Raw genomic sequence first — 14,770 nt, forward strand, 5'->3', positions numbered from 1 at the left:
CCAACCAGTGACTGACCTGAGCGAGCACCGAGACGTGACACCGGCAGAGCAGCCCTACATCGACGGCAAGTTCGTCAGCCTCTGCTCGTGCGGCCGTGAGTTCACCGGCGACGATCCCGACCACGCCGACTCCCAGCTGCTCGACCACATGTTCCCCGACGACACCAACTGACCCACCGGCCCGGGGAGCGCTAGCGATGAAGGCCCACCAGACACTCGCGGCGCTCCCCGCCCACCACGGAAGGAGCTGAATAACATGACTTTGACCTTGACTGACCTGTTCTGCGGCGCCGGTGGATCGAGTTCCGGTGCGGTGCAGATCCCGGGAATCGACGTGCGGATCGCCGCGAACCACTGGGCACTGGCCGTTGCCGTGCACAACCTGAACCACCCCAACACCGATCACTCCACCGCCGACCTGCACAAGGAAGACCCCCGGTTCTTCCCTCGTACCGACATCTTGTGGGCATCGCCGGAGTGCACGAAGTGGTCCCAGGCCAACGGCAAGCAGCTGCCCGCGATCGAGGAAGGGCTGTTCGAGGACCCGCTGTCGAACGAGGCCGCGCAGCGGTCGCGGCTGCTGATGTTCGACGTGCTCAAGTTCGCCGAGTACCACCGGTACCGGGTGATGGTGATCGAGAACGTGGTCGATATCGCGACCCAGCCGAAGTACCGGCTCGCGTGGCACACCTGGCGCCAGGACCTGATGAAGCTGGGTTACCGGTTCCGGGTTATCTCGCTGAACTCGATGCACGCTCAGGCGTTCGGGCCGCCGGCGCCGCAGTCGCGCGACCGGATCTACATCGCGTGCTGGCTGGACGGAACACCCGCGCCGGACTTCGAGCAGATCCTGCGCCCGCAGGCGTACTGCACGCGTTGCACGCAGATGGTGGAGTCGCAGCAGGCGTGGAAGCAGGGCAAGACCGTGGGCCGGTACCGCCAGTCCTACGTCTACGTGCACGCCGCGTGCGGGACGGTCGTCGAGCCGGGCTACCTGCCCGCCGCTGCCGCGATCGACTGGAGTATCCGGGGTGAACTGATCGGGGACCGGTTGAAGCCCAAGACGCGGGCACGGATCGCTGCCGGGATCGCCCGTTACTGGGCGCCGTTCCACCTGGAGGCTGCGGGCAATTCCTACGACGCTACTGACCCGAACCACCCGTGCTACGGCGATCCTGACGGCTACTACCGGGCATGGGGGATGGACGAGGTACTCCGCACCCTGCACACCACCGCCTCGAAGGCACTGGCGGTGCCGGTCGAGGGACGCGACGGCAAGCAGGCGCAGACGATGGGTGTTCCGTTGCGGACCCAGACGACCCGGGCCGAGACCGCGATGGTGACACCGTTCGTCGCCGAGCTCCGAGGTGGCGGGTCGGACGCACGGACGGTGATGGAAGCGGCGGCGACCTTCTGCGCCAGCGGCCAGCACCACGGCCTGGTCACGCCGTCGGGCGGTTCGTGGAACGACGACGCGCGGCCCACGGGTGAGGCGTTGCGGACCCTGACCACCCGTGAGGCGTACGCGCTGGTCTCGCCGTACTACGGGACCGCAGATCACGCCAAGCCGGTCGATCAACCCGTCGGAACGCTGACCACCGTTGATCGCTACGCGCTGGTGCACCGCAACAACACCGGCGGTGCGGAGATGACCACACCGGTCACCGAGTACCTGCGGACCCTCACCACCAGTGGGCACCAGGCACTGATCCAGGCCGGGCCACGCGGCGGACGCCCGAAGGTCTCACCCGACGACCTGAAGAAGGCCGAGGAGATGGTCTCCGAATGCCTGTTCCGCATGTTCACACCCAAAGAAGCCGCCGCCGGTATGGCGTTCGCACCCAGCTACCGCTTCGACGTACTCGACGCAAAAGGCAAGACACCCAGCAAACGTGACCTGATCAAGATGACCGGCAACGCCGTCACCCCACCCGCAGCCAGAGACATCATCGGCGCCGCCGTCGCACCACTCGGTCACTAACCACCGACACGGGAGGGCCGACCCGATGTCCGGCCCTCCCACCATCCGAACCATCAACCACACAAGGAGAAACCGACCATGATGAGCATCCCAGGAAACCCGTTCGACCCCTACCTACGCGGCAAAGCGATGGACCCCGACGGCCACGCCGCGCGACATGGTGTCACCTGCCGCAACTGCAGTAGCAGGTGGCCGTGCGCGAACAGCACCCGCACCGACCACACCCCGAGCCCGATTCCGACCGGCGCCACCGTGACCACCTACGAGGATGTCGACCGCCTTGCGTGGGATCACGCCATGCCCGTGGTACTCGATCGGGACCACACGCCGTGGATGCTGTTCATCGACGAGGACGGTGACGGCTACGCCGGGACGATCCCATGCCCCGACGAGGGGATCCCTCCGCTGTACGACCTCCAAGACTTGCCCGCGCGAGGACCGCTGTACGTGCTGTTCAACGGCGACCCCACCACCCTCGCCGCCAGCAACGACGCCACAAGGGAGGACCGATGACGATCAAGGTCCGGCTGTCCGGAGAACCCGATGAGATCCAGCACCTCGTCGAGCACCTGCGCGGCGAGTTCGAGGTGGCCGGCGCCGACCGCGCCTACCCCAACCGAGGATCGTTCGGCGTCCGGGTCTACCTCGAACTGCGTACGACCGACCAGCAGCAGACCCGCCGGGTCCACAGCGAACAAGTACAGCCGGAGCAACCGATCCGGAGCGAGGTAGAACCGTGACCACGGGCAGGAGTCCGCGAAAATCGGCGAGCACGATCAGCAAGCGGCAGGTGTTGAGCCGTGCTGCACATTGGTACGCAGACAGAGGTTTGTTCGTGTTTCCGCTCGTACCTGGTCGTAAGACACCCGCAGTCGAAGACTGGAAGCACCAGGCAACGATGGACCACCTGGAGATCGCCCGAATTTGGCGGCGCGCGCCCTACAACATCGGCATCGCCACGGGGCCCTCCGGACTTCTGGTCATCGACCTCGACCTCCCGAAAGACTCCGACGACCAGACTCCCGAGCCGTGGCGCAGCCGCGGGGCCGCCGCCGGCGCCGATGTGTTCCGCCTGGCCGCCGCCGACGCAGGACACCCCGCACCGACAGATACCTACAGCGTGACCACCCCCTCCACCGGGCAGCACCTCTACTTCCGGCAACCCGCCGAACACAAGCTCGGCAACACCGCCGGGCGACTGGGCTGGAAAATCGACACCCGCGGTCACGGCGGCTACGTCGTCGCCGCCGGATCGATCACCCGGCAAGGCCAATACCGCGCCACCAGCACAAGGCCACCAGCACAACTGCCCAGCTGGATCACCACCGAACTCACCGCGACACCCACCACAGTCAGCAGTTCACCCGCCCCTTCCGCACTGCGCAACAGCAACGTCTACGCCCTCGCAGCGCTAACGAAGGAGCTGGACAAACTGCTGGCAGCGACCACCGGACACCGCAACCACGCGCTGAATAGGGCCGCATTCGTCCTCGGCCAACTCGTCGGCGCACAACTACTCAACCAGGCCGTCGTCCGCGACGAACTCGTATCAGCGGCAGACCGGATCGGACTGGGCCGAACCGAGGCCGAACGCACGATCAACTCAGGCCTCACAGCCGGCACCCGACAACCCCGCGCCCGGACAGCTTGACCAGGATTGCGTCAGTCAGCGACGACGAAGGGCCTCAGGAAGCCAAACAACGGCTTCCTGAGGCCCCTCCGATCCGGACTGGGATGCCTCAGCCCGTTTGCGCGTGCTCGACCTCTATCGGAGGGACACCCGACCGGCGCCAAGTCCAAGCCAGCGTCGCGACAACACCCTCCACATAGCCCGGGCAGTTCGGCCACTCCCGGCCAATCCACCGCTCCGCAGCCTGTGTCTCTTCCTCGATCAGTTCCTCGATCGCGCGAGCCGTCGTGTGAGTGATCGGGGCATAGGCCAACTCGCGGCTAGCACCAGAGTGACCGTCGAGCGGTACAGCTGCGTGAGCCAGCCACCGGCACGTGGTCTGCACGCCGGCCAGGTACCAATCGACCTGCCCCTGAGCGTTCAACGCGTCGGCGCGCCGCTCCGCCGTCAGCCACAGGCGAGCGAAGTCCCCCAGCTTCACCCCGCGCAGGTGTTCCCGCCTGACGCGGTCAAAATCCCTGCCCATCAGCTCCATACCACGCACGATCCCAGACACAGCCGACACTTTCTAGGTCACGCGTTCCAGGCCCGACTCGCGGCCCGACGGTCAGTAGAGCTTGAAGAAGCCGATGAGGATCGCACTGAGGATGGCCACTGCGCCCCCGGAGATCAGGGCAACCCTGAGGTTCGCCCAACGATCGGCGCGGCGCTTGCGCAATTCCTCGCGGTCGACTGTCCGGATCCGGTGGCCGGGGTAGCCAGCGTATCCGGCCACCTTGCGAGCGTGTTCCAGGACGAGGTTCACACTGGCCGCGCCCGCACAGAGTGTTATCAGCGAGCCGGCAACCCCGAGACTGAGGGGCGGCGTCTTGTCGATCAGATACCAGATCCAGGTAACAACCATGAGAGCGATCAGCAAGAACGGACCCCGAGCGAGCAGCGGCTTCCACATGATGCGAGGCCGACCTTCAGCGTAGAGCTTCTCGAAGATCCGCTCGGCAAGAGCTGCCGCGCCCTCCTGGTTTGGTTCCCTTGTGATGGACGGCCGGTGACCTTCACGTAGGTCGACGTTGAAGAGAGGGCCGTGAATCGCCAACTTGCGGATCTCCCAGTCTGGGCGTTTGGCGATCTGAGCCAGATCGAACGGCTCGGCGGGTGGGGTATCTGGTCCTCCGACCAGTTGCATTCTCGGGTCGACTGGATGCCACCGCACTTTGACCTCGTTGTAGTGCTCTTCGACTAGCCTGGCGATGTCTCGGACGGTGTCTGGTTCGAGCACGAGCGAGCGCATGTAGATCTGAGTTCCCAGCTCGTCTCGTTTCGGGCCATATAGCCAATCGAACGCCATGGAGACAACGTAGGCTGATGCCCTCCCGGCGATCGGCAGGCTCGCCTGACTGTCTGGGTCGCTGTACGCCCAGCATGCGATCAATGCGCTGCTTGTCTCATGCGTTCTGAGCTGTGACCGACGAGCTACCGGAAGTCTCTGGAGCGAGTGGGGGCGGTGAGGGGGAGTCGTTGGAGGTGTTCAGCGACCAGGTTGGTGACGTTGTTGGCACGTTCGAGTCGGCCGCGGATGATGAGTGCGGCGGAGTCTCTGGCGGTTTTGCGGTGTCTGTTCCAGCAGCCGACGGAGATGATGACGTTGATCATGCCGGTTTCGTCTTCGAGGTTCATGAAGGTGATGCCGGAAGCGGTGGCCGGCCTCTGGCGGTGGGTGACGACACCGGCGACGCGGACCCGGGTGTTTGCCGGGGCCGAGCGGAGCTCCTTCGCGGACAGGATCCCGTCGGCGGCGAGTCGTTCGCGGAGGTGCTCGATGGGATGTTTGCCGGTAGTGATACCGGTCGCCCAAAGATCGGCGATCGTGATCTCGTCGTCGCTCATGCCGGGCAGGGTGGGTGGTGGGCCGACGGTTGTGACACCGGCGAAGCGTTCGGGCCGCTCTTCCGCAGCGCGGCCGGCTTCCCAGAGTGCTTGCCGTCGGGTGAGCCCGAAGCAGTCGAACACCCCGGCCGTAGCAAGCGCCTCTACCTGCGGCGCGGTGATCCCGGTACGCCGTACGAGGTCGGCCATGCTCGCGTACGGGCCGTGCTGGTCGCGTTCTTCCACGATGGCGCGGGCGACATCGTCTCCGATGGTCTTCACCTCGGCCAATCCGAGCCGGACAGCAAAGGCGCCGTCGCGCCGATGCTGCGTGCAGAGGTCCGGAGCGTCGGGATCGAACGGCCCGATCGGTGGCTGCGGATCGGCCAGGCAAGCGGCCATCCCCGTCACGACTGGTGCCTGTCGGTCGGTGAGGTTCTCGAGTGCGGCGTCGGCGCTGGAGCGGTGGAGGTCGGGGCGGCGGACTTCGACGCCGTGGCGTTTGGCGTCGGCGACGAGGGATTGGGGTGAGTAGAAGCCCATGGGTTGGGCGCGGAGGAGGGCGGCGAGGAAGGCTGCGGGGTAGTGGAGGCGGAACCAGGTGGAGGCGTAGACGAGGAGGGCGAAGCTGATGGAGTGGGATTCGGCGAACCCGAAGTTCGCGAAGGCTTCGATGCGGGCGTAGATGGCGTCGGCGGTGTCGCCGGTGATGCTGTTGCTCGCCATGCCGGCGTACAGCTTCTCCTTGAGGGAGGAGATTTTCTCGATGCCGCGTTTGGAGCCCATGGCGCGGCGCAGCAGGTCGGCTTCGTCGCCGTCGATGCCGCCGATTGCCATCGCCATCTGCATCAACTGTTCCTGGAACAGCGGCACCCCTTTGGTGCGCTCCAGCACCGGCACCAACAGCGGGTGCGGGTAGGTGATCGGTTCCTGGCCGGTCATCCGCCGCACGAACGGGTGCACCGCACCGCCCTGGATCGGGCCGGGGCGGATGAGCGCGATCTCGCAGGCGAGATCGTAGAAGCGGCGGGGGCGGAGCCGGGGGAGGGTGGCCATCTGGGCGCGGGACTCGACCTGGAACACCCCGACGGAGTCGGCGCGGCACAGCTGGTCGTAGACGCCTTGTTCTTCTTTGGGGATGGTGTGGAGTTCCCAGGCTTCGCCGAGCCGGGTTTCGACGAGGTCGATGGTGTATTGGAGGGCGGCGAGCATGCCGAGGCCGAGCATGTCGAACTTGACCAGACCCATGTAGGCGCAGTCGTCTTTGTCCCATTGCAGGACGGTGCGTTTGTCCATCCGGGCGTGCTCGATCGGCACCACCTCACCGACCGGCCGTTCGGTCAGCACCATCCCGCCGGAGTGGATCCCCAGATGGCGCGGCGCTTTCAAGAGTTCGGTGGCGAGGGTGATGACCATGGGTGGGATGTCGTGGTCGGTGGAGGTGACCTCAGGGGACCAGCCGTCGACTTGTTTGGACCAGGCGTCTTGCTGGCCGGTGGAGTAGCCAAGGGCCTTGGCCATGTCCCGGACGGCCATTTTGGGGCGGTAGGTGATGACGTTGGCGACCTGGGCGGCGTTGCGTCTCCCGTATTTGTCGTAGACGTACTGGATGACTTCTTCGCGCCGGTCGGAGTCGAAGTCGACGTCGATGTCGGGTTCCTCGGTCCGGGTCGCGGCCAGGAACCGCTCGAACGGCAACCCGTACAAGATGCTGTCGACCGCGGTGATGCCGAGGCAGAACACGACCGCGGAGTTCGCGGCCGACCCGCGGCCTTGGCACAGGATCCGGTTGTCGCGGGCGTAGCGGACCATGTCCCACACGATCAGGAAGTAGCCGGGGAAGTCGCGTTCCTCGATCACGTCGAGTTCGCGTTCGAGTCGCTGGTAGGCGTCCGGGCGGAGCTCCCTGGTCCCGTAGCGTTCCAGAGCGCCGTCGAACACGAGGTGCCGCAGCCACGACATCTGGGTGTGCCCGGCCGGGACGTCGATCTTCGGCAGCTTCGGTTTCGCGGCGCGCAGGTTGAACGCCAGCTGGTCGGCCAGCTGCACCGACCGTGCGACAGCGCCGGGGAAGTGTCGGAACCGGTAGGCCATCTCGGCGCCGGAGTGCAGAAACGCAGTCGCCGCGGCGGGCAGCCAGCCGTCGATCTCGTCCAGGCTCCGCCTCGCCCGCACAGCCGCGACCGCCGAGGCGAGCTTGAAGTCGCGGGTGGCCGCGTAGTGCACGTTGCCGGTAGCAACCGTCGCTAGCCTGGCCTGTTTCGCGAGATCGGCGAGGATCCGGTTCTCGGTCGACGACAGCGGCAGTCCGTGGTCGATCAGCTCGACCACGACCCGGTCCCGCCCGAACAACGCCACCAGCTGGTCCAGCTCCCGTGCCGCAGCCGCCGGCCCCTCCGCGAGGCCGCCGGCAGCGAGGGCTTGGCGGACGGGGCCTTTGCGGCAGCCGGTCAGGACCAGCCAGTGGTCTCGGCCGCGGGCGGCGAGCTCTTCCAGGTCGTACAGCGGGCGGCCCTTCTCCTCACCCGCGAGATGGGCCTCGGTGATCGCCCCGGACAACCGGTGATACCCCTCCTGCCGCTCCGCCAGCACCAACAGGTGGGAACCTTCAGGGTCGGCGACCCCGTTCTGCGGCGCCGGCAGGTCCAGCGACAGTTCGGCGCCGAACACGGTGGTCACGTCGTAGGTCGCGGCAGTCTCCGCGAACCGCGCCGCACCGTAGAAGCCGTCGTGGTCGGTGAGCGCGATCGCGTGCAGCCCGAGCCGCACCGACTGCTCGACCAGGTGCTCCGGCGACGAGGCGCCATCCAGGAAACTGAAGTTCGAATGCGCATGCAGCTCCGCGTACGGCGTCACCGGCCCGTCCGGGCGGCGTGGTTGGTCTTCGACCGGCGGCACGTAGGGGCCGCGGTGCTGCGACCAAGCTGGCGAGTCGCCGCCGTCCGCGGTGACCGGACGGCCACCGTTCGACGCCGGCCGGGACCGGTCCGACAGCTTCTGCTCTAGCTCCGACCACTTGATCGGCGGATTCTGGTAACCCACCGCCAACACCTCCACCACACCCCGTGCACCACCCGTAGGCGGTGCGATCTGTCGACCCACCGCTAGTAGAACATGCTTTCGAATGTGTGGCATTCTGGGGTCATGGTCGGACGATTCAACCCACGACTGCCCGACGGCGGCGGCGACCACGACTGGCTGATCTGGGACAACGCCGCCAACGGCCAGCGCGGCTCCGGCCTGACCAAACAGCAGGCCGCGCAGGAGGCCGCCGACCTGGAGCTGCAGTACGACGCACACGGCTACCGCGACAAAGCGACCGTCCGTACCGTCGACCCGCCCGTCCCGGTCGAGGTCTTCCAGCCCGCCGGCCGCCTCGATGCCTGGGTCCGCGAGAACGGTGAATGGATCGGCCGGGTCCGCCGCCACGACGGCGAATACACCTGGATCCCGCACACCGACCTCCGGCGGATCGAGGACCAGTAATGGCCGAGAACCGTGGACCGGTGATCCGGCTGAACGGCGGCCCCGGCGACGGGCAACAGTTCTACGAAGAAGACTTCCTCGAACGTATCCGCGCCGCTCAACGGATGGGTCGCACCAAACCCGACCACGCCGGCTGGGCACTCGGCTACCAACGACCGACCGCCGGACACGTCTGGCAATGGCGCGGCGTCAACTGCCACCCTGACCTGCTCCCCGACCGAGGAGCCGTCACTTAGGCGCGGGGCCGCTACCGACCTGATCGCGCTGTCGCATGCGAGGCTTGCTCGTATGCTGGCGGACGAGGCCGATCAAGCTGACGAGTCAGGCGAGAGCGGGTCGCCGGAGCAGTGGCTGGTTCCCGATCCTCGAATCACACCTGCCCAAGCCGCAGCGATCCTCGGCCTTGAGGTCTGGCAGGTGCACCGGCTCATGGATCTCGGGCGCCTGCCCAAGCACGGCCGGCCAGGAACGACGCGACAGCTCCTGTTATCCGACGTGAAGCGCCTTCGCGATCTGGGCGAGCAGATCACCCTTCGCGAGGCCGCTCGCTTTCTCCACTGCACGATCGCCGAAGTCCGCCAACACATCGCTGCCGGCCGGCTGATCACCGCGGCCAGGGCACGGCGGCCGGTGTACCGATCAGATGTGGACAAGCTCGTCCACGCCCTCGGGCTGCCGCCACCGCGATCGAGGCCAGGGCAGCCGCCAACAGGCTTTGTCGATACGGCTGCCGCGGCGCGGATCCTTGGGCGCAGCGAGAGCCGTGTGCGTCAGCTGGCCACAGACGGCCGCCTGCCGACGTGGAAGGACAACTCGGGCAGGTACTGGTTCCGGCAGGATCAGGTCGCGCTGGTCCGGAAAGCCTGGGATGCGGTCGCCGCCCGTCGACAACCCGGTCCCTAGTCCTCAGCTCAGCAGGCCGCAACGCCGACCCGGCTGCGCGGATGGCGACCGTACGTACGCACCCCGATGCCTGCGGGCAGTGACTTGCCGAGGCGCGATTCCGGAACCGCCTGCTGGGGTACCGGGGCCATGGGCAACAAACCCCGCGCGACGGTGAAGGGAGCAGATCATGCCGGACACGGCGCACAGCGGCGACGCGTGGACCGACGAAGAGGTCCAGCAGCTGCGAGAGTTGGCCGGCGGCAACACTCCGGTCGGGGTGATGTCGATAAGGCTGAACCGGACCGAGGATGCGATCCGGTCCAAGGCTCGGGCCGAAGGGATCTCGCTGTCTCCGCCGAATCGGTCGCCGTACGGCGACATGAGCTGACTTCTCGGCGCATGCTGGTGTCGTGGCCGGCCGTTGGCGGTGCGGGAAATGCGACGGAGCGAACGTTCCGGAGCACCACCGGTTCTGCCCCCAGCGCGACCCGCGCCTCACCGTGAAACGCATCGTCGCGGCCGTATGGCCACCTTCCGGGTACGGGAGGCGTGATGCCGACCGGTCGCCGCGGGACTGACCCAGGCCCGGTCCGGATCCCGGCAGGGCTGACCGGCCCGGTGGAGGTCGCGCTCGCGAAATCGGTCGAGCAGATCCCCGGCCCGAGCGAGCTGCCCGGCGGCACCAGGTACGAAGTGAAATGGGACGGCTACCGCGTCGTCACCGTCCGCCACGGCGCGTCGGCGCGGCTGTGGACCCGCAACAAGAACGACATCAGCGACCGGTTCCCCGACATCGTCGCCGCCGCGACACGGCAGCTCGCCGACGGGACCGTTCTGGACGGCGAGCTGGTGATCCTCGGCCCCGACGGACGGCTCAGTTTCGACGCGCTGCAGCAGCGGCTCGTGACCGCGCCGAGCCGAGCTCGCGCGAAGGCAGCGGAGCTGCCTGCCGCCTTTGCCGCGTTCGACCTCCTCGCCACCGGCGGCGTCGATCTGCGCGGCCAGCGGTACGCCGTCCGCCGACGCCGCTTGGAGCAGATCGCCGCCGAGTGGGCGCCGCCGTTGCAGGTGACGCCCGCCACGGACGACTTCGAAGAGGCCCGCGAATGGTTCGACGTCCTACCTGCGGCGATGGGTATCGAAGGACTGGTGTGCAAGGGGGCGGCCAGCCGCTACACGCCCGGTCGCAGGGATGCGTGGTTGAAAGTGAAGCACCGCGAGACCCGAGAGGTCCTCGTCGGCGGAGTCCTCGGCTCGATCACACACCCCGAAGTTGTTATCGCCGGTCTCTACACCAGCGAAGGCGAGCTGACCGTCGTTGGGCGGACCGTTGCGCTCAAACCTGATCAATCCCGGCAGCTGGCCGCAGTCCTGGAGCCCGCCGGGCCCGGGCATCCGTGGCCGGACGAGATCACGTCGTACCGCTGGGGCGGCCGTGACAGCAAGAAGCCGCTCATCAAGGTCAACCCTGTCGTCGTCGCCGAGGTCAGTGCCGATGCCGCGACCCAGGCCGGCCAGATACGCCATGGGATGCGCTTCGTCCGCCTACGCGCGGAGTTGCGTCCAGAGGACCTCCCGCCCCTTCCTGATCCTCCCTAGGGGTTGCCCGCGGCCTCGCTCTTGCTCAGTACCGGCCGGGCGTAGTGCCTAGGGAAGTTCTGCCTCGGCCGAGGTGCTTCTCTAAGGCTCGGAGCCGGGTGGCGACGGTCGGGTCGGCCGAGGTGATCCGGGCCCGCTTGTAGACGGCCTGGTCGTGCGCGGCCTGGGTCTGCCAGCCCTGGAACACGTCCGCGAGCTCGGGGCCGAAACCGAGGTCGGCGGCCTGCCGGTCGGCGTACCGCTCGGCAGCCTTCCCGGCGATCCCCAGGACGAACGGCGCCGCGAGCGGCGTGAACCAGATGAAGTCCATCGGGGAGAACCCGAAGACGAGTCCGCGGAGCACGAGGCCGGCGAGCGCCATGGTCCAGAACGCGAGGATCGCGAAGAGCAGGACGGGGTGGCGGCGTAGTACCGGCCAGACGCGCCGGATCACGACGGCGGCGGCCTGGGCCGGGATCGCGTACCAGGCGACCAGGGCGGACAGGCGCGGCGTCGTGCCGAGATGGTGGGCCAGCTCGTGGGCGAGGACAGCGCGGAGGCGGGGCAGGTCGAGGGTGTAGAGCGACCAGCGGGTCAAGGCGATGGTGTGGCCGCTGGTGGCCGGCGCGGTGATCTGGTCGGCGTCGCAGATCCAGATCCGGAACGCGCTCGGGTTCACCCCGGCCGCCGCGCACACGTTGTACCAGACGAGCCCGATCCGGTTGTGCTCAGCGTTGTTCAGGTCCCGGAGCCGGTAGACGTAGCGGGCTATCAAGTCCTCGGTGGCCGGGTGCAGCGTCGCGAGCCCGGAGCCGATCCAGACGCCCATGACGATCCAAAAGCCCGGCCCGTCGTCGAAGTCCACGAACCAACCGAAGAAGAAGACCACGGCGAGGAACGACCAGACGATCCACGGCCCAGCGAGCAGGGCATCGGTCCAGGCCCCAACGTGTCGCGGCCGGCGCGCCAGTGCAGGCGGTGCGGCGGCTCTAGCGGCGAACGTTGCAGGCCGCGCGGGTAGCGGCTGCGAGACAGGCTGCGGGAGGTTGATCGGCGCGCGCTCCGGATTGTTGCTGTCGGCCCCAGTCATGCAACGCAGGGTAGGCACGATCAACCGATCCAGCCCAGCGATTTGCACCTTGTTGCAACCATGTCCCTCTTGACTGAGGCCGCTGACTTGGGCTGGGGTGCCGAGCACCGGATTGCCTCACCTCTCGTCAAGTGGTACCGTTTTTGGTACGACTCGCGCCAACGGGTCAACGGGTCAACGGGTCACCACTCTCTGACGGAGGCAACCCTCATGGCGATCAACGCATCCACAGCACGGCGGGAGCTGTTCCCGCTGATCGAGCAAGTCAACGACGACCACACTCCAGTGGAGATCACGTCGAAGGCTGGCAATGCGGTGCTGATGTCGCTGTCCGATTACACCGCCTTGGAGGAGACGGCCTACCTTCTGCGGTCGCCCGCGAACGCGCAGCGGCTGCTGGAGAGCCTGAATCAGGCCAAGGCTGGCCAACGCGAGGAGCACCCGCTGACGTGAGGCTCGTCTTCACCCCCAACGGCTGGGAGGACTACACCTTCTGGCAGACCAGCGATCGCGCCCAGGTCAAGCGGATCAATCGCCTGATCGAAGACGCCCTGCGTGACCCGACCAGCGGCATTGGGAAGCCGGAGCCGCTGAAGCATGTACTTCAAGGCGCATGGTCGCGGCGCATCGACCAGGAACACAGACTCGTGTACCTGGTCGATGGCGACGACCTGGTTGTACTTCAGGCGAGGTTTCATTACGGCAAGTAGAGCCTTGCCCTTCTTGACTGGGCCCCAAGGCGGCCCAGGCAAGCTAGCGGCAGACTGCCTCGAAAGCCTCGGTCAATGGTCGCGTGGTCACGTTCAGAAGGGCGCCGCAGGTGCTACACACGAGGTGATTCCCGGTGCCGAGGTCCACCTTGTGCCCACGATGTTCCGCGATCCACATGGACTCCCACTGCGCATCCGAATAGTACTCAGAGTCAGTGTGCTTCGGAGTCATGGCAGCTCGGCTCCACGTCTCAAGTTCGTCTCCCCGATCGATAGAGCGGATTTACCGCTTAGAGAACGCTAATGTCTTGTTGATGAAAGCATAAGCGTTCTCTATCTGTTCAGAGCTATCAGATGGCGGTATTGGCGAGTCGCTAACGGGAGAAGGATTGTGAACGATGAGGATGTGCCTGCCAAGCCCGAGCCGGTCGATGCGCTGATCGCGGCTAACGTGCGCGCCATCCGCGCCCGACGACAGGAGCGTCAGGCCGATCTTGCGGCCGATCTCGGCTGGTCCCCGCCGGTGGTGGGTGATCTGGAGAATGGCCGCCGGCGCGTGACGATGGCGGACATGATCAAGCTGTGCCGCGTTCTTGAGGTCGACCTCCGCGAGCTGCTGCGCGGCGTGGATGAGGAGGATCTACGCGTGCTGGGGCTCGACCGCCGACGGGGGTGACGCCCGACTAGCGCGACGCGGGGTTCAGGCGCCACGCGGGCTAGGCAGGCCGTGGGAAGCGAGTTCGCCGGGGACCACTGGCACCTCTGGCGAAGAGTAGCCACTGGATCGGCTGCTGGGCCAGCGATGGATCAGAGGATCTCCGTCAACGTCAGCCTCGATCTACAGCCTCGCCGCGTTCTTGTGCTGCCATCACCAGGCGCATGTTGAGCAGACGGGCAGAGTGGTTCGCGAACTCTGCCTTGGCCCGCTCGATGATTCGCCGCTGAGCGATCCTGCGGCGAAGTAGGGGCCGGGTCCACAAGTAGCGGCGCCAGCCGATCCGGTACTGGATGAGGCTGGAGAATTCTTGCAAGATCATCCACTCTGCAGGCATCTGGCCGGCGTCTGGGGCGGCTCGGTCATCCGCCTCTGCGATGGCGCCGATGTTCATGCCATTCCCTGTTGAGACAGGCGGACTTGACCACGCCAATCGTGCGGCGATGGTGACCTCGGCGCGCAGCAGTTGGACCAGCGCGTTATAGACGCGGCCCAGTTCAACGCTTTCACCACTCACCCAGCCAGTGGCGTAAGCCAACGCCTCTTTGCTATCCGCAGCAAGAGCCTCCAGCCGCACGAGCGTCTGGGCACTATCGTCAACCCGCCGATAAACCCGCAGCGGGAACTGCCCCCACGCATTCATGGCCTTCACCGCGTCGGCGTACCCGTCACGGATGGTCTCACTGCGAGCACCGCCCCGGTCGAGCAGTTTGCCCGCGAGCGTTCCCAGGACGGAAGAACCGAAGGCGATCGAGACAACAGTCGACCAGGACGCGAATCCTGCTGAATCCGGCATCGGCGTCTCCCCACCCCTGACGTCAGCTGCGCA

Annotated in this window: 18 protein-coding genes; 13 read left to right on the forward strand and 5 right to left on the reverse strand. The window is 66.7% G+C overall.

Annotated features, from left to right (window positions below; all coding sequences use genetic code 11):
* Positions 1-7: 7 nt before the first annotated feature.
* The 5 genes from ABZ004_RS25055 (at position 8) to ABZ004_RS25075 (ending at position 3,632) form a co-directional block, all read left to right on the forward strand.
* The gene (locus ABZ004_RS25055) at positions 8-172 is read left to right on the forward strand and encodes a hypothetical protein (protein WP_355683288.1); all 165 of its coding nucleotides are present in this window, start codon (positions 8-10) and stop codon (positions 170-172) included.
* An 84-nt stretch (positions 173-256) separates the two neighbouring features.
* On the forward strand, positions 257-1,981 hold the full coding sequence (locus ABZ004_RS25060; RefSeq protein WP_355683290.1) for a DNA cytosine methyltransferase: 1,725 nt from the start codon (positions 257-259) through the stop codon (positions 1,979-1,981).
* An 81-nt stretch (positions 1,982-2,062) separates the two neighbouring features.
* Positions 2,063-2,494: a hypothetical protein gene (locus tag ABZ004_RS25065; RefSeq protein WP_355683292.1), complete on the forward strand. Its 432-nt coding sequence runs from the start codon at positions 2,063-2,065 to the stop codon at positions 2,492-2,494.
* On the forward strand, positions 2,491-2,721 hold the full coding sequence (locus ABZ004_RS25070) for a hypothetical protein (RefSeq protein WP_355683294.1): 231 nt from the start codon (positions 2,491-2,493) through the stop codon (positions 2,719-2,721). Before ABZ004_RS25065 ends, ABZ004_RS25070 begins: the two co-directional genes overlap by 4 nt.
* 50 nt (positions 2,722-2,771) lie before the next feature.
* Positions 2,772-3,632: a bifunctional DNA primase/polymerase gene (locus ABZ004_RS25075; RefSeq protein ID WP_355683484.1), complete on the forward strand. Its 861-nt coding sequence runs from the start codon at positions 2,772-2,774 to the stop codon at positions 3,630-3,632.
* 88 nt (positions 3,633-3,720) lie between these two features.
* Here ABZ004_RS25075 and ABZ004_RS25080 read toward each other — a convergent pair whose 3' ends face one another.
* From ABZ004_RS25080 to ABZ004_RS25090, 3 genes are all read right to left on the reverse strand, one after another.
* A complete protein-coding gene (locus ABZ004_RS25080; RefSeq protein ID WP_355683295.1) occupies positions 3,721-4,146 on the reverse strand; it encodes a hypothetical protein in 426 nt (141 codons plus the stop codon).
* Between the two features lie 72 nt (positions 4,147-4,218).
* Positions 4,219-4,959, reverse strand: a complete 741-nt coding sequence (locus ABZ004_RS25085) for a hypothetical protein (protein ID WP_355683297.1) — start codon at positions 4,957-4,959, stop codon at positions 4,219-4,221.
* Between the two features lie 125 nt (positions 4,960-5,084).
* Positions 5,085-8,519, reverse strand: a complete 3,435-nt coding sequence (locus ABZ004_RS25090) for an error-prone DNA polymerase (RefSeq protein ID WP_355683299.1) — start codon at positions 8,517-8,519, stop codon at positions 5,085-5,087.
* Positions 8,520-8,621: 102 nt separating this feature from the next.
* Here ABZ004_RS25090 and ABZ004_RS25095 point away from each other — a divergent pair, with 102 nt between their 5' ends.
* From ABZ004_RS25095 to ABZ004_RS25115, 5 genes are all read left to right on the forward strand, one after another.
* Entirely contained in the window at positions 8,622-8,963 is a 342-nt protein-coding gene (locus ABZ004_RS25095) for a hypothetical protein (RefSeq protein WP_355683301.1), read from the forward strand.
* Positions 8,963-9,199 carry a hypothetical protein gene (locus ABZ004_RS25100; protein WP_355683303.1) on the forward strand — a complete coding sequence of 79 codons (237 nt, stop codon included), beginning with the start codon at positions 8,963-8,965 and terminating at the stop codon, positions 9,197-9,199. Before ABZ004_RS25095 ends, ABZ004_RS25100 begins: the two co-directional genes overlap by 1 nt.
* Positions 9,200-9,251: 52 nt before the next feature.
* Positions 9,252-9,866, forward strand: a complete 615-nt coding sequence (locus ABZ004_RS25105) for a hypothetical protein (protein WP_355683304.1) — start codon at positions 9,252-9,254, stop codon at positions 9,864-9,866.
* Positions 9,867-10,035: 169 nt separating this feature from the next.
* Positions 10,036-10,236, forward strand: a complete 201-nt coding sequence (locus ABZ004_RS25110; RefSeq protein ID WP_355683306.1) for a hypothetical protein — start codon at positions 10,036-10,038, stop codon at positions 10,234-10,236.
* A gap of 164 nt (positions 10,237-10,400) precedes the next feature.
* Positions 10,401-11,447: an ATP-dependent DNA ligase gene (locus tag ABZ004_RS25115; protein WP_355683308.1), complete on the forward strand. Its 1,047-nt coding sequence runs from the start codon at positions 10,401-10,403 to the stop codon at positions 11,445-11,447.
* Positions 11,448-11,472: 25 nt separating this feature from the next.
* Here the strand turns inward: ABZ004_RS25115 and ABZ004_RS25120 are convergent, their stop codons facing one another.
* On the reverse strand, positions 11,473-12,516 hold the full coding sequence (locus ABZ004_RS25120) for a M48 family metalloprotease (protein WP_355683310.1): 1,044 nt from the start codon (positions 12,514-12,516) through the stop codon (positions 11,473-11,475).
* A gap of 210 nt (positions 12,517-12,726) precedes the next feature.
* Between ABZ004_RS25120 and ABZ004_RS25125 the strand changes: the two genes are divergently transcribed.
* The 3 genes from ABZ004_RS25125 to ABZ004_RS25135 all read left to right on the forward strand — a co-directional run bounded on the left by ABZ004_RS25125 (position 12,727) and on the right by ABZ004_RS25135 (position 13,902).
* The gene (locus tag ABZ004_RS25125) at positions 12,727-12,969 is read left to right on the forward strand and encodes a type II toxin-antitoxin system prevent-host-death family antitoxin (protein ID WP_355683311.1); all 243 of its coding nucleotides are present in this window, start codon (positions 12,727-12,729) and stop codon (positions 12,967-12,969) included.
* The gene (locus ABZ004_RS25130; protein ID WP_355683313.1) at positions 12,966-13,226 is read left to right on the forward strand and encodes a Txe/YoeB family addiction module toxin; all 261 of its coding nucleotides are present in this window, start codon (positions 12,966-12,968) and stop codon (positions 13,224-13,226) included. The genes ABZ004_RS25125 and ABZ004_RS25130 overlap by 4 nt, the downstream gene beginning before the upstream one ends.
* Positions 13,227-13,617: 391 nt before the next feature.
* On the forward strand, positions 13,618-13,902 hold the full coding sequence (locus ABZ004_RS25135) for a helix-turn-helix transcriptional regulator (RefSeq protein ID WP_355683315.1): 285 nt from the start codon (positions 13,618-13,620) through the stop codon (positions 13,900-13,902).
* Between the two features lie 151 nt (positions 13,903-14,053).
* Here the strand turns inward: ABZ004_RS25135 and ABZ004_RS25140 are convergent, their stop codons facing one another.
* Entirely contained in the window at positions 14,054-14,737 is a 684-nt protein-coding gene (locus ABZ004_RS25140; protein WP_355683316.1) for a hypothetical protein, read from the reverse strand.
* Positions 14,738-14,770 lie beyond the last annotated feature (33 nt).

The organism is Kribbella sp. NPDC006257 (genome assembly GCF_040613535.1).
Lineage (GTDB): Bacteria > Actinomycetota > Actinomycetes > Propionibacteriales > Kribbellaceae > Kribbella.